Below are 16,062 nucleotides of genomic sequence, written 5' to 3' on the forward strand. Positions count from 1 at the left end.
CCCTCCTTATTTTTATATTACTTAGTCGGCTAAGTGTTATTCTACTATATCGTATACTTTTTTTCAATATATTTATAAAAAATTCATATAAATTTCATTTATTAAATATTTTTGTACTATTTAGTTATAATTTTAATAAATAATAGTAAGTTTTTTAATTAGCTAGCTACTTATATTTTCTTTATTGAAAAGCTTAAAATAAACCTTTTCATATATTTTCAAATAAAAAAGTTGTTCCAAAATAAATTTGAAACAACGTTTTATACAACACTATATTGCTTATATACTACTATAATATTCTATTTATTCTCATAACCATTTACAACGATATCTAATTTTCCAGTTTCTGGTGAAATTATTAAGCCATGTACAATAGTTCCTTTTGGAATCAAAGGATGTTCTTTTATTAAATTAATGCTATCTTTTACAGATTCTTCTGCAGAATCAAATCCATGTAGCCATTGTTTTGTATCAATTCCAGCACTACGAAGTGTAAGTATCACATCATTAGATACCCCTCTATCTAAAATTTTACTAAGCAATTTATCTGTATCAACATTACACATACCACATCCATGATGCCCTACAACTATAACCTCATCTACATCAAATTCGTAAATTGCAACTAGAATACTTCTCATAATACTACCAAAAGGATGCATTATAGTAGCTCCTGCATTTTTTATTAGCTTTACATCTCCATTTTTTAAATTCATAGCTTTAGGTAAAAGTTCAGTTAATCTTGTGTCCATACAAGATAAAACTACGATTTTTTTATTTGGATGTTTTGATGTAGCATATTTTTCATATTCTTTGTTCTCTACAAATGATTTATTATACTCTAATATCTCTTCAAGTTTTTTCATATGTAATCTCTCTCTCTTTAAAAATTTTTTTTATTATTATATCACTATTGAACTACAATATATACAAATATAACTTAATTTATATTTATTAAATATTTTTATGAAATTATTACTCTACCATAATATTACATATAACCTATGTTTATAAAGATTTGTATATTTATTTTTTTATTATCGAAACTAATATCACACATTTTATTATTTATTTAATTATATTTTTTTTGAAATATTCTTGTATAAATTATCTTCTATTTTAATCACTTTTCTATTTTACTTCTATTTATTATATTTAAAAATATCAGTTTTACTAGCATAATAATCAGATTCTAGGTACTTATCAAAAAGTTTTCTAGATACTTCAATCTTCTAATATTATCAAATACAAAATTATTTAAATTTTCAAAATATATTCTACATATATAATATGTAATTGCAATAAAAAATGCTATAATTAACATATTATTAATTCGTTTTATTATTGTAGTACGGGTATGAAATTATAAAAAATATTTGTCTAATTAGGAATGTGATTTATCCATATTTGTTTATTGTAGATACAGACTATGCAAAATAAATAGCACATATTTCAGTTTAAAAACATATATAGTCTATATTCAGACTAAAAAAGTATAAATAGTCTATATAAAACAACTTAAACTATGAATATAATCTAAGGTGGAGGGATAATAATTGGCAAATATAGGAAAAATAATAGGAGATAGAATAAAAGTCTATAGAACAAAACTGGGATATAGTCAAGAGTTTCTAGCAGAAAAAGCAGGTTTACATACAACATATATTGGTCAGATTGAAAGAGCTGAAACAAATACATCCATCAATATTATAATGAAAATCGCTACTGCTCTGAATATACCACTTGAATTGTTATTTGCAAATATTATTACAGCAGAAGGCGTTGATAACTCTATACCTTTGGAATGTTATGAAATAATTAATAAATTAACTGAAAAAGAACAAGCAGCAATGTTAGAGTTAATAAAATGCATTATTAAATACAAGGAAATATAAGTGAGGAAAGTAATGACAGTAATGAATTATATAGGTAAAAGACTTAAAGAAGAACGTAAAAAAGCGAATTTAACTTCAAAAGAGTTTGCAAATATGGTTGGAGTATCACCTTGGTATATAAATCAAATAGAAAGTGGTAAGAAGAATCCAAGTCTTAAAACATTCATAAAATTTGTAAGTGTATTGAATATCTCTGCAGATACTCTTATAAAAGACGTTACTCCCATTGGAAAGACATATTTAGAAAATGATATAAATGAAGAATTAAAAGACTTAAATTCGAGAGAGTTAAATCTGATATCACAGATTATAGATATAATAAAAAAGAATAGAATATGATTCTTTATATTCTGTATAAACAAAAAGGTTATTTGAAATAAATAACCTTTTTTTGTCTTTTTGTGTTAACATGGTCTTATAGTGCTAATTAGCACTATTAGACCATGTTCTATGGCCTTATTTTAATATAAAACGATTGGGGATAGGCTATGATTGTGATTGAAGGTAGCGATAAATTTAAGATTGCAAAAGAATATATCGATGTAGAATATACTCTTTTTAGCAAAATAACTTTTAGGTATGAAAAGTTAAAATTTAAAGATAACTCTGAATTAGAAAAAATCAAGATGTTTAAATATAAAAATGACTACATACTTAATAAATTAAACCTTATTTTGGGAAATGAGCTCTGCTCTTATAAGAAACAGATAATTAGAGAAACTGTAGATACTCTAAGATTGACAGAACTTTTTTCAAGTGACAATATAGAAGATATTAAATTTATAAAAGACAATAAAGAAAAACTAGAAATTAGTATAGAAAAGATTGTAAAATTTAAACGTCGAAAAAACAGGAGTTATGTTTGTTGTTATTGTCCTGATATGTACAGGGATGTAAAACTAGATAAAGAATCTATCAATAAAATATATAGTAGAAAAATAAAAATTGAAAGAGAAGTTAATATTTTTGAAGATGAAGACATTATAATAAACAAAAAAGTATTTAAATTCCCAAAATCCTGGACAAAGAATATGCAAAAATATTGGTTAAACGAAAATAAGTATCCTATACATTCTAGTGTAATTGATGATGATAGATACAAGTGTTGTAATGTACAATACTCAAAAAACAGAGTAATACTTTTGTATTACATATATAATTTATAGTGTTTTAATGGCATATTTCAAATATGCCATAGTTGATTTATAAGATATTACTTTTCTTTTTTTAAATCATTTAATACTCTTATGTAATAAACTAAGTACTGAACTTAACTCTTTAAATGATATTTGTCCTGGAGCTGAACTTTTCTTAGAAGCTCCAAAAGTCAATGCAGAACCAAATATTTCTCCACACAATCTACTTATAACTCCCATTCCTGACATGGACATTGTTATTATTGGTCTATCTGCATAAACTCTAGACATTTCATTTGTAGCTTCAAGTAACACTAACACATCATTTTCATTTTGTGGCATAACAGCTATTTTGGGCAAATCTGCTCCTAATTCCTGCATTCTACATAATCGTGATATTATCTCTTCTTTTTTTGGTGTTTTATAAAAGTCATGATTAGAAATGATTACTTTAATTTCTTTTTTATGAGCAAAATCAACTATTTCATTTACAACTTCATCTCCTATAAATAATTCTACATCTATTAAATCTACCAATCCTGTATTAGAAATCTCTTTATTTAATGTAATATAATAATCTTTTGATATTAGTTTTTCTCCCCCTTCCACTACACTTCTAAATGTAAATAATAAAGGCACATCAGATATGTAACTTCTCAATTCATAAAGTATCTCCTTAACTTCTTGAATATTTTCTACATTTTCAAAAAAATCAACACGCCACTCTATAATATCCAAACAAGTTTCTTTTAATATTTTAACCTCTTTCATAATATCTTCTTTATTTTTCCCTATAATTGGAACACAAATCTTAGGTATACCTTCTCCTATATTAATATTTTTTACTTGAACTATCTTATTCATAGTTTCCTCCATACATAAAAATCCTATGGGATTTTAGATTCTTTTTTATCTATAATTCTATTATACAGTAAAAATAAGATACATTATAACAATACTAGATTAAAAATAATATTTATTCTACTTTTTATAACAATCTGTTATAGAAAAATATTCACTACTGAATATTCTCATTTCCTACATATAATAAGTCTCATATATTAAATGTATTTACAATTAAATTTGCTATAGTATCTTATAATTTTCATAATATTCTTTAAATTGAATTTAATATAATGCATATTATTCTCGATGTTAATAGAATTAATCTATAAATTATGGTATAATTATGTAGAAATAGCTCGAATTTCACTACTTATGAAGGGATTGAATATCAATGAACCTAAATCATTTGCATTACTTCAGAGTTTTAGCTAAAGTTGAACACTATACAAAAGCAGCTACTCAATTATCTATAACTCAACCAAGCTTAAGTCATGCTATATCAGCTCTTGAAAAAGAATTGGGTACTTTTTTATTTGAAAAGCAAGGCAGAAATGTTCGTCTTACTAAATACGGTAAATTTTTTCTAACATATGTTGATAAAGCATTAGGTGAATTAGAAAGAGGAGAAAAAAAACTTAGAGAATATACTAGTATATCAAAAGGTGTTGTAGACCTGGGATTTATTTACACATTAGGGGCTCACTTCATTCCAAATATGCTTGGTAGTTTTTTAGAGCAAGAACCAAATAAAAATATCTCTTTTTCCTTTGGTCAAGGTACTACAAAAAAGATTATACAGGGTTTAAAAGACGAGAAATTTGACTTAGCATTTTGTTCTTTTGTTCCAAATGAACCCAATATAGATTTTACAGCTATACTTCAAGAAGAACTGGTTGTAATAGTACCATATAGCCATCCTTTAGCATCAAATGATAGCGTAGATTTAAAAGATACAGAAGATTATCCTTTTATATTCTTCAGCGAGGATAGTGGGATTAGACCAATTATTGATAAGTTATTTGAAAAAGTCAATGTAAAGCCTCAAATTGTATGTGAGACAGAAGAAGATACTGCCGTTGCAGGATTAGTCTCTATTAACTATGGAATAGCTGTTGTTCCAAATATCTTTGCACTTAAATACTTCAATGTAAAAATTTTGTCAATAAAAAACCCAATACACGAAAGATACATATATTTAGCTACAATAAAAAATAAATATTTAACTCCTGCTGTTAGTAGATTTAAGAATTTTGTTATTAATTATAGCAAGACCAATAATTTGATAGATAAAAACTAAAAACGAATTAGAAAAGGGATTGTATCATATAATATGATACAATCCCAGGTAAATTTTAAAATTTATTAAAAATAGTCTGAAAAATATGGATTTTCACGCTCAATAAGATTTTCTAGTAAATCTACTATATCTTTATCACAAATGATTCTCTTTATTTTATGAAGATACGTTGGTCTTTTGTAGCTAAGTAACATGGTTGTAAGTGTCTGTATATCAACCGCCAAATCAGCCTTATCACCACCAACAGTTAAGATACCTTTCCCATCTTTAGAAACATTTAATGTAAATACTCCTGTATTCCAATCTAGTAAAGGGTCTTTCAACTGAAAAACTAATTTTATATCACTTTCTTGTCTTCTAAATGGATACTGACTTATAAATTGTTCTATATCAACAATTCTTCCCATAAAATATGGTTTTATATTTTCTTCAATATCCCCATCTTCAAGTAAAAATGCCAATGGTTCATCTGTATAGGTATTGCCAACTACTTTATTTATCATAGAAAAATGGGCACTTATAAAATTCCATAATCCTGTACGCGCTTCTTCTTCTACAAATACCATCTCTTTAATATAGAATATCTCTTCAGAAATCCAATACAACACATAACCTTGTGCATTACGATTTTTATCATAATAAATAGCACAAGTGAGTTCTTCTAAATCCCAACGCCAATATTCTTCCCAAGCTAATTCACTTCTAATCATACAAGCATGGTTCATTTTAGAAAAACGTTCATATACATTTCGTATATCTTTATGTTCTATGCTTACACGTTCAACTTCTCCTAAAACAGCTTTTGTCTTTGGTAACTGGGTATCTTTAATTTCAAAAGATATTTTATCAGATATTATTTCCCATCCCTTACGGCGATAGTATGGAATTGAGTATGGAAATAAGTAAGATATAGATTGTTTTCTTTCTCTCATATCTGCTAATGCTTGTCTCATTAGTTTATCCATAAGACCTAGATTAGAATATTCTGGATATGTTCCAACACCAGTAAGACCGCCCATATCATATTCTTTACCAAATATATTGATTTTGAATGGATAAACAGCTATTTGAGATACTAGTTTATCTTCATCAAACCAACCAAGTACATCAGCTTGTCTTAATACAGGTAGTTTAGCAAGAGTTATTTCTCTTTCCTCCCAGCCTACTTGTTGTAAATCTTGATTTGTCACTTGAAATACGTAACGTAATAATTGATTGAATTGTTGTAAATGCTTAGTTTCTACATTCTTCATTTCGAGTCTCTCTAGTCGACTCATAATAAAACCTCCTAAAAATAAGTACATATAAATACTGTCCATTTACATAACATGGATAATAAGTTTATACAAATACTAAATAAATATTTATATAAGCATAATTCTACCATATACAAGATATTATAGTCAAATCACTATAAAAATTAGTTCCCTCTCAAATACTCATGCTATTCAAATTAAAAATTATTTTTTATTTAATATATTAAGTAGTTGCAAGTTTTAGTATCTTGATATATAATCAACTAAATGTATAATTGTTATAATATGCTACATAGTCAAAAGTCTGTTTTAAATATAAAATATATGGATTATAAAGTTAAATATAAATACTATTTAAGGAGTGATTCTGTGAAGAGATGTATTGTAATAATGGAATAGTCAAAACATCATATTATAAAGGAGAGATTCAAACATGACTATTCCAAATTCAAATAAAATATACCCAAGAAGTAATGATTATCAAACTGTATACCTTAGAAATGTAATCACAAGAGAAAATATAGAAGTTGGAGATTATACAATATATAATGACTTTTATAATGACCCAAGAGATTTTGAGAAAAACAATGTATTATATCATTACCCTATAAATAACGATAAATTAATAATTGGTAAGTTTTGCTCAATAGCATGTAATTCAAAATTTTTAATGACTAGTGGAAATCATACAATGAAATCACAGTCTACTTATACATTTCCTATCTTTTATGAAGAATGGGGATTAGATGTCAGCCATATAACAGATGCGTGGGATAATAAAGGCGATATTGTAATTGGAAATGATGTATGGATAGGATATGATTCTATAATTATGTCAGGAGTACATATTGGTGATGGTGCAATTATTGGAACAAGAGCCGTAGTTACTAATGATGTTCCACCATATTCTATTGTTGGAGGCATACCTGCAAAAGTTATAAAAAAAAGATTTAGTGATGATACAATTTCAAAGTTATTAGAAATTAAATGGTGGAATTGGCCATACAAAAAAATTCAATCAAACATTCAGTATATTCAATCAGGAAATATTGATAAATTAGTTTAATATTTTATTAATATTTATTCTTAAGCTTCATTTTATTGATTTTTTGTAAGAGATTATTTAGAACTACTGTATTGTTTTTAATATATCAGAAATTAAAATAGTATTAAAGTCAAAACTAAAAAGTAAAGTAACTTTGTAGAGAGTTACTTTACTTTTTACTATCTATAAAAGATTTAATTTTTCTAATGTTGTTATTATATTTCTTCCTTCTCTAACTCCGTCTATTATTCTTCTAGCTATTTTACTATCACCTATATTTAGAATTTCCACATTTCTTGGTTCAAAGTATTCCTTTAAATCATTTAAAATTGGTTTATTAGAACTCATGCCTAGGCATATAAATCCATAATCAAAATCTAGTAAAAATTCTTCTTCACCTTTCTTTACTTTGAAAGTATCTTTTCCAACTTCTAATAATCGTGTATTTGTGTATACATCAACATTATAATCTTTTAACATTTTATTCATTGTCACCTTCGTTATAGGGTCTAAATCTTTTCCTACTACTGGTAGCATCTCAACTATACAAGTTTTAGCTTTGTTTTCTGAAAAGAATTCTACAACATCTAGCCCAACAGCACCGCCTCCAACAACTACTACTTTTTTACCTTTCAAATCTCTCGTTCTAAAAGATTCTATATCATCAAACAGTTTGAATATTGAACTTATATTTTCTCCATCTTTGTCTATCCTATCCAGTAATCCAGTTATTGGAGGAAGTAATGGTCTTGAACCAGTAGCGTTTACAATTATATCTGGTTTTAAATTTTCCACAAATCTAATATCTGCTTTTTTATTTTTAAATATAATTAAATTTTTTAATTCATTAACTCTTTTAATCAAGTAATCTGGAAAATCATATATTCTCCTTTTGTCTGGAAAAGTTGATATTAATTTAGCAAGTCCACCTATCTCGTCCTTTTCTTCTACTAAAAATACATTACACCCTACTTCTGCTGCTGTAGCTGCTGCTTCAAGACCAGCTGTGCCTCCTCCTATAACAACTACATTTGTTTTTTTGTTTACCTTCCTTTGCTTATATTCCTGTCCATTTATCAAATCAGGATTTACTGTACATCTAATAGGTCTATTTGCCCCAATCCTATTACCTGCACATCCTATATTACATGAAATACAATTTCTTATTGAACCTTCTTCACCACTTTGTACTTTTTTAACCCAATTAGAATCAGCTATGAGACCTCTACCAATACCTATAAAATCTGCTTCAGCATTTTCAAGTATTTTTGATGCTATTTCTGGATTTCTTATATTTCCTGTTACTATTGTTGGTCTGCCAAATTTTTCTTTAATTGCTTTAGATATGTATGAACGCCATCCATCTTCCAATGTCATCTTATCTATCTGAAATTGTATAGAGTCATTTAATGCTACTGATACATTGTATATATCTACTTCTTCATCTAAATATTCTAGAAGTTTTAGAGTATCATCCAAAGTATTTCCTCCATCCATAAATTCATCAGCACTTATCCTTAAAGATATTGGAAATAATGGACCTACTTCTTCTCTGACTTTATCAATCACTAGTTTTGCAAATTTGGTTCTATTTTCAATATTTCCACCAAAATCGTCAGTACGTTTATTATAAATTGGAGATAAAAATTGACTTATTAAGTATGAATGCCCTGCATGTATCTCAACTGCATCAAAACCTGCTATTTGAGCTCTTTTAGCTGCCTCTCCATATTTTTTTGCAATATTAAAAATTTCTTCTACATCTAATTCTCTAGGAATTGCTCCTCCCTTTTTTGAAGGTATATTTGAAGAAGATACAGGAACTAAGCCTTCTATTCTCTCTGGTACAGCAGAAGCTCCTGAATGATTAATTTGTATTGCTACACATGTATCATACTTATGTAAGGTCTCTGTTAACTTATATAAAGCAGGTATATATTTATCATGGTCTATTCTTATCTGTGTTGTTCCATTAGAGCCTAAAGGAAAATCTACACAAGCATTTTCTACTATTATAAGTCCTGTCCCTCCTTTTGCTCTTTGTTCATAATACTTTATATGCTCATCTTTAAACTCTCCACTTTCACCACCAAAATTTGTCCCCATTGGTGGCATAACTATTCTATTTTTTACATTCATCCTTTTTATAGTTAATGGTTCAAAGATATTTTGATATTTATTCATTTCTATTCCTCCACACATTTTATATTTATAGTTTTTGTAAATTAAATTTATGTCTTTATTATAATGCGTGGAAACCTATTAAACTAGTGCATATTTTAATCATTATTAATAGATTTTTTCTATGAATAATTTCTCTATATTTTTAAAAAAACATGCTACATTAATAGCAATCAGCTATTAATGTAGCATGTTTTTTTCAGTCTAAACAATTTTAATATTTTACTTACCAATTAATATATATTGATAGGCAAAAACTACAATCTTCTATATTCTTCTCTTTTTAGTTTTTGATTACTTAGATAGTAATCAATCTCATCAATTAAACGTTGCTTATCATCAGGTAATATACCTTTTAAGTTAACATAATTTGAGGCGTGATTACTTCTAAATACAATCTTTTCACTGGCATCTATGTTTTTTATCATCTCTTTAATTTCTTGTAATACAGATTTATCTTCTAATATTGTAAACTCTCCTGCTTGAAGTAAATCGTAAAGTTCAGTATTAGGCTCTACCATTAAGCTAAGTACACCCACATAATCTGGTGAAATTGCACCTAGCATTTTTCCAGTATCAACTGCATGCTGATGTGTTTTTTTAGTTCCTCCAATACCTGCTATTACTGTAGATGATAATTTGATACCACTTTTTTTAACTTTTCTACCAACTTTTATTAATTGTTCACTGTTGAATCCTTTTTTAATATCTTCTAATACATCATCATTTCCACTTTCAAGCCCTAGGTAAATCATCTTAACGCCAAGTTTTCTTAACTCTTTAAGTTCATCATCAGATTTTTTCTCTATAGATTTAGGAGAACCATATAAAGTAATTCTTTCACATTCTGGAAAAACTTCTTTTATATATAATATTATATCTCTTAGTTTCTCCATTGGTATTATCAATGCATCACCATCTGCTAAGAATATTCTTTCTACATGTTTATAATGTCTTCTAAATATATCAATTTCATTTTTTATTACTTCTAATGGCTTTATTTTAAATTTTTTCGATTTGTACATACTACAAAATGTACATTTGTTATGAGAACATCCTAGCGTGACTTGTATTATAAGACTATAAGCCTCACTTGGTGGTCTATAAAGTGGCATATCATATTCCATATTAAAATCCCCCTTGTAATCAAATCTTCATTCTATTATATTATTAATATTTAATTAAAATAATACTTTATATAATTATAGACTTTAAATTTTAGTTTAAGATATATTCTTTAAAAATTTAATAATACTATCAGCAGTGATGTTAAGTTGTTTTTCTTGACTTATAATAGCATCATTATCTCCTTTTTGTTTTCCATAATCTCCAAATTGTGCATGATTTCCACCTTCAATCTCAACATAAGTTGTATCATCAGGAAGTTTTTGTTTTGATTCTACAAGACTTTTAAAATTGACTACACCATCTTTACTTCCCCATATAGATATAACTTTTTTGCCTAGCTGTTTCAAATCATCACCCATTGGATAAGAAGATAAAAATACAACTCCATCAATTAATTTATTATCACGTGCAAAATTTGATGCTGCAACTCCTCCTAATGAATGACCTCCTATTACCCAATGCTCTATATTGTTGTAAGAATCCATAACTTTCTGAGCTTTGTTGGTTCCAAGTAGGGCTATATTAAGTGGCATCTTTACAATTACTACCTCATATCCACTTTCTGCTATTTTTCTAGCAAGTGGTGCATAAGATTCTATCTCTACTTTAGCTCCTGGATAGAAAATAAAACCCTTAGAAACTTTTTTTCCTTTTGGTGTAAATGAAATATTTCCATTTACAGTTACCTCGACTTTGCTATTACTAACCAAAGCTTCTTTTGCTAGTTTTTGAGGTTCATATGTTTTGTTTATCCATATGAAAAAACCAAGCAAAATCAATACAAATAGTATACCTATTCCCTTAAATATCTTTTTCTTTATATTAAATTTTTTATTATTATTATTTTTATCATCTTTGTTTTCAACCTCATCATAAAGTAAAGGTCTCTCAAGTTCCATAGTTATACTAAATGTATCATATTTCTTATTACGTTTTACCTTTACATCTTTACTCATAAATCTAACCCCCATAATATTTGAATACTATTATAGTTTATCCTAAGTAAATTGTTTTTTCAACCAATGAAAAAAATCAATATTTTAACTATTTTCATATAAAATTCATAAATATATGTTTTTTGTTTTTTATATACTATTTTTTTAATCTTCTATAAAAGAAATAGTCATATACTTTTTTTAATATATGACTATTTCTTGGTTTAATTAAATCAAATATCTATGCTGTTTGTTCCATTGAAACTCTAGTGATATCACTTATTCTATACATTTCTTTGACACCATTTAAAGTCTGTAGTAAATTTAGATAAATTATCTTGTCACCTATATTTTTAGAATTTTTAATACTTTCTAAAAGTGTCATTCTACCTTCATCATACTTATTTGCATTGTAATTTGAAATATAATTAGTATCTCTTAATATTTTTTCTACATCCTCATCTTTAATTTTATTTTTATTAATATTTATATACAGATTATACATATTGCTTATTAGTAATTTCTGATTTTCCAAAAAATCTTCTTGATGTTTATCTTTATATATAGCATTTATTAACATAATTCTGTCTTCAATAAGTGATGGTACCAATAATAAATTTTTTATATAATAAGCATTATTAACATTTTCTATAGAATTATTAACTTCATCAATTATATTTTTAACTATTCCTTTATACATGTCTATAACATGCTGATAACCAGTCTTAGCATCATATGGCAATATAAACTTATTTACTATTAATGCAATAATAGCTCCTAATGCCACATATGAAATCCTACTTATAGTTAAAACATTTGGGTCTCCCATAACTACTGCTGAGCCAAGAGCTGAAACAGTTACACACATCATTAATTTTCTATAATCAACTACATATGAGTTTATATATCCTGCTAAAAGAACTATTAATGACCTTAATGTACTATCTTTTATTATTGAAAATAATACAATAAATATTATAGCTCCCACAAGTGTACCTTCTATTCTTTTTCTAGACCTTTGGATACAATTTTCTGCATAAGGTTGTGTTAATGAGAATACAGTTAACATTATCCATCTTCCATCTCTTAAGTGGAAATAATCCATAATAAATCCAGCTATAGCTGTAGCTAAAGCAATCTTTATTGCATAAGAAAATCTTATAGAGTTTAAATTAAAATTTTTCTTGTATACTGATAGTCGTTTAAATTCCTTAGGTATCTTTGATTTTTTTTCAGCCTTTTTTTCATCTCTTGTTTTTACTTTTTTATAATCTACCAAAAATTCATATAAATTTTCTAATACACTATAAATTTCTTTTAAATTTATATTTTTAGTATCTTGGGCAATAACATAATCTCTAAATCCTAAAATCTCTTTATCTGTTATTGTATCCTTATTTTCTAAGCACATCTTAATATAGTTTACTTCTTTAAGCCCTACAGCTAATACATCTGCTTTACTATTTTTATTACTTTCTTCTAAAATATTTTTTATGTCTTCATCCTCAAATTCTTTACTATCTTTTTTATATCTATCCAGTATTAAATTTATTCTTTCTAATGAAAATAAAATATTTATTATGTCTATACCTTTAATACTAATATAAAAGTCATCTTTTCTGTTATCAAAAATAACCATTTTAAGACTTTTGGATATAGAGTTTACTCTATAATTACAACTATCTATTTTTCTAATATTAGATTTATCTATAGAATTATCATCATTAATGATATTTTTTAAAAAACTAATTTTTTCTAACAGTTCATTGCATATAGATATTAGCTCTTTATCACCAACATTTTTCATTCTATTTCTGTTCATAACAAACTGGGCAATCATTATTGTAACTGCTCCAATAGCTAAGGCTAATAATCTCATAGGAAATTCACTTATTCCTACAGGTATACTTACCATAAATATATACATTAGACCAAAAGGCACATACACTGCTCTTTTTAAGTCATAACTAAATACATACCCTATTATGAATAATGCTATAAAATTTAATAAAATTCCTAAATACATATTTTGTACTGCAAAAAATGATAATACTCCTAAAATTATATTTATTGATAAATATTTTAGTAAATTTTTAATTGGAGAAATAGTTAAGTCTCTTTCTAAAAGAGTCAACATAGCTGTTACTATACCTACACCTATTAGTGTATTTTTACTTCCAAATAGATATATAAATATAGAAATAAATGCTATTATAAAAATAAATAATTTTGTTTTTGATATTACCAGTTTCTTTGTCATCATATCCCCCCCTAAAAATTTCAACAAAACCCATTTTATCACATTTATCCCCTTATTCAAAATCGCCTTTTTTCCGGAAGGATTCTAATATTTATAGATTAAATACTATATATAATTCATTTTATTACACACTTTATTATATACATATACTATATATATTCACATGCTCCCATATATTTTCTCTTTCAAATATTTTTTCAAAAAATAAAAATAACTCTCCTAATAATAGTAAAATTATAATTTATTAAGAGAGTTATATTGTTTATACAATAAATTTATTTAAGTTTTTCTTTCCCTAATATATAGGTACCAAGCCCCATAAATAAAGCTCCTCCAACAATATTTCCAAGTGTCACAGCTACTAAATTATAAATAGCTCCTCCAATACTAACAGTGTTTATTGCTGGTGAAAATAATGAAACACTATAAATTGTCATATTTGCTACACTATGCTCAAAACCTGATGTTATAAAAGCAAATAAACATAAGAATATCATAATTATCTTTGCACTATCACTATTAGTTCTAAATGAACATAACACTGACACGCATACTAGAATATTACATAAAATTCCCCTAAAGAAAAGAGCCATAAATGGCATAGAAGCTTTACTAGCTGCTGTATTTGCAAAAAATTCAGCCACAGGTCCTTTATCTACTAAACCAGTTCCTACAAATATAAGACCTAAAATCAAGGCTCCTATTAAATTTCCTATCCAACTGTATATCCATATCTTAGAAGTATCTCTTATACTAACACCTTTATTTAACATACCAGCAGACATGACCATATTATTACCAGTAAATAATTCTGTCCCTGTCATTACAACCAAACTAAGTGCTATTGCAAATGATAATCCCATTACTATCTTAGTCATAGGTGAACCTGCATCAGTCAAAAGTCCTCCAATGGTAAATATTAAAAGTATACCTATACCTACATAAAGGCCTGCAAACGCAGAAGATACTAAATATTTTACTTTACTCGTATTTAATAAATTTATCTTATTTATAGCTGCATTAGTTAATTTATCCAAAGTCTCTTTATGCATAATTCCCTCTTCTTTCTATTTGATTTTTAATTCACTCAAATATATACATTACTTGATTTATAGATATTTAACACCACTCCAATATATATTTTCATGCATCTTAGTTATTTCTGGAAGTTTCACACCTTCAAGTGCCCATTTTTTAAACTCCATAAAACCTGTTCTATCAATTATATATCCTATATGCTCTTTTCCTCCTGGTGCATCTTTATCTATATACTTTTCTACATATTTATAGGTATTAAGTATTATCTTTATTATGCTATCTTCATCTGCCCATAAAAGAAAATCTTCTGCTAATCTAGGATTTTTCTTTCCTGTTCTACCCATTATGGCTAATCGATAGTATTTTTTCTCATCTCTAGTCCATGCATTTGTTGGACAATTCAGCACACATTCTCCACAACCTATGCACTTATCTCCATCTCTTACAACTTTATTATTTTCTGTTTTTAACGCTCCAACAGATATTTTAGAACATTTTTTTACACATGCTCCACAATTTACACATCTATCTTTTTCATATACTGGTAAAGCCATACCAATAATTCCAAAGTCATTCATTCTAGCTTTTATACAATCATTTGGACATCCAGTTAAAGCTACTTTAAAATGTAAATCATTTGGGAATATTGCTTTTTCTATTCTTTTAGCAAATTCAGTTGTATTATACTGAGCTTTTGGACAGACCTTATTTCCTATACATGCTGCTATATTTCTTGTACCTGCTGCTGGATATCCTGCATTTTTCTCATCTTGATTTATATTCATTTTTTCAATGACAGGTTGTATAATTTTATTTATTTCTTCCATATCTTCCATATCTATCCCTAATATTTCAAATCCCTGTCTAGTAGTTATGTGTATCTGGCCATTACCATATTCGCTTGCAATTTTAGAAACTATAGTTAAACTTTCAGGGTCAATAAGACCTCCTGGTACTCTAACTCTTAAAGAAGTTTTATATTTTGTTTTTGTAATTCTATAAGCATTTTTCATTACCTTTTTAGTATTTAAATCTCTTATCACAA

General features: G+C 26.7%; 14 protein-coding genes. 5 read left to right on the top strand and 9 right to left on the bottom strand.

All coding sequences use genetic code 11. The features are described from left to right. Positions 1-299 precede the first annotated feature (299 nt). Positions 300-866, bottom strand: a complete 567-nt coding sequence (locus tag ACTG44_RS11695; protein ID WP_479920488.1) for a beta-class carbonic anhydrase — start codon at positions 864-866, stop codon at positions 300-302. Between the two features lie 690 nt (positions 867-1,556). On the opposite strand from ACTG44_RS11695, the gene ACTG44_RS11700 reads away from it, so the two are divergent. The 3 genes from ACTG44_RS11700 to ACTG44_RS11710 all read left to right on the top strand — a co-directional run bounded on the left by ACTG44_RS11700 (position 1,557) and on the right by ACTG44_RS11710 (position 3,061). Next, positions 1,557-1,895: a helix-turn-helix domain-containing protein gene (locus tag ACTG44_RS11700; RefSeq protein WP_021385206.1), complete on the top strand. Its 339-nt coding sequence runs from the start codon at positions 1,557-1,559 to the stop codon at positions 1,893-1,895. A 12-nt stretch (positions 1,896-1,907) separates the two neighbouring features. After that, positions 1,908-2,234 carry a helix-turn-helix domain-containing protein gene (locus ACTG44_RS11705; protein WP_234781119.1) on the top strand — a complete coding sequence of 109 codons (327 nt, stop codon included), beginning with the start codon at positions 1,908-1,910 and terminating at the stop codon, positions 2,232-2,234. Positions 2,235-2,383: 149 nt separating this feature from the next. Beyond that, positions 2,384-3,061, top strand: coding sequence for a hypothetical protein (locus tag ACTG44_RS11710; RefSeq protein WP_021385141.1), 678 nt, complete (start codon positions 2,384-2,386; stop codon positions 3,059-3,061). A gap of 66 nt (positions 3,062-3,127) precedes the next feature. On the opposite strand, the gene aroD is transcribed toward ACTG44_RS11710, so the two are convergent. Beyond that, complete coding sequence (gene aroD, locus ACTG44_RS11715; protein ID WP_021385195.1) at positions 3,128-3,895, bottom strand: type I 3-dehydroquinate dehydratase; 768 nt, start codon at positions 3,893-3,895, stop codon at positions 3,128-3,130. Positions 3,896-4,283: 388 nt separating this feature from the next. Here aroD and ACTG44_RS11720 point away from each other — a divergent pair, with 388 nt between their 5' ends. After that, entirely contained in the window at positions 4,284-5,174 is an 891-nt protein-coding gene (locus ACTG44_RS11720; RefSeq protein WP_479916955.1) for a LysR family transcriptional regulator, read from the top strand. Between the two features lie 65 nt (positions 5,175-5,239). On the opposite strand, the gene ACTG44_RS11725 is transcribed toward ACTG44_RS11720, so the two are convergent. Then, positions 5,240-6,451, bottom strand: a complete 1,212-nt coding sequence (locus ACTG44_RS11725; protein WP_021385258.1) for a GNAT family N-acetyltransferase — start codon at positions 6,449-6,451, stop codon at positions 5,240-5,242. 412 nt (positions 6,452-6,863) lie between these two features. On the opposite strand from ACTG44_RS11725, the gene ACTG44_RS11730 reads away from it, so the two are divergent. Beyond that, complete coding sequence (locus ACTG44_RS11730; RefSeq protein WP_021385176.1) at positions 6,864-7,496, top strand: CatB-related O-acetyltransferase; 633 nt, start codon at positions 6,864-6,866, stop codon at positions 7,494-7,496. Between the two features lie 162 nt (positions 7,497-7,658). Here ACTG44_RS11730 and ACTG44_RS11735 read toward each other — a convergent pair whose 3' ends face one another. The 6 genes from ACTG44_RS11735 to asrC all read right to left on the bottom strand — a co-directional run bounded on the left by ACTG44_RS11735 (position 7,659) and on the right by asrC (position 16,060). Next, entirely contained in the window at positions 7,659-9,659 is a 2,001-nt protein-coding gene (locus tag ACTG44_RS11735) for an oxidoreductase (protein ID WP_479920489.1), read from the bottom strand. 254 nt (positions 9,660-9,913) lie between these two features. Continuing rightward, on the bottom strand, positions 9,914-10,783 hold the full coding sequence (locus tag ACTG44_RS11740) for a radical SAM protein (protein ID WP_021385163.1): 870 nt from the start codon (positions 10,781-10,783) through the stop codon (positions 9,914-9,916). 96 nt (positions 10,784-10,879) lie between these two features. Continuing rightward, the gene (locus ACTG44_RS11745) at positions 10,880-11,740 is read right to left on the bottom strand and encodes an alpha/beta hydrolase (RefSeq protein WP_021385147.1); all 861 of its coding nucleotides are present in this window, start codon (positions 11,738-11,740) and stop codon (positions 10,880-10,882) included. Between the two features lie 220 nt (positions 11,741-11,960). Next, positions 11,961-13,979 (bottom strand): FUSC family protein, encoded by a 2,019-nt coding sequence (locus ACTG44_RS11750; RefSeq protein ID WP_479920490.1) that lies wholly within the window; start codon positions 13,977-13,979, stop codon positions 11,961-11,963. Positions 13,980-14,254: 275 nt separating this feature from the next. Beyond that, positions 14,255-15,031, bottom strand: coding sequence for a formate/nitrite transporter family protein (locus ACTG44_RS11755; RefSeq protein ID WP_479916959.1), 777 nt, complete (start codon positions 15,029-15,031; stop codon positions 14,255-14,257). Between the two features lie 57 nt (positions 15,032-15,088). Further along, complete coding sequence (gene asrC, locus ACTG44_RS11760; protein ID WP_021385099.1) at positions 15,089-16,060, bottom strand: sulfite reductase subunit C; 972 nt, start codon at positions 16,058-16,060, stop codon at positions 15,089-15,091. Positions 16,061-16,062 lie beyond the last annotated feature (2 nt).

The sequence above is a fragment of the Clostridioides sp. LIBA-2809 genome, from assembly GCF_056688965.1.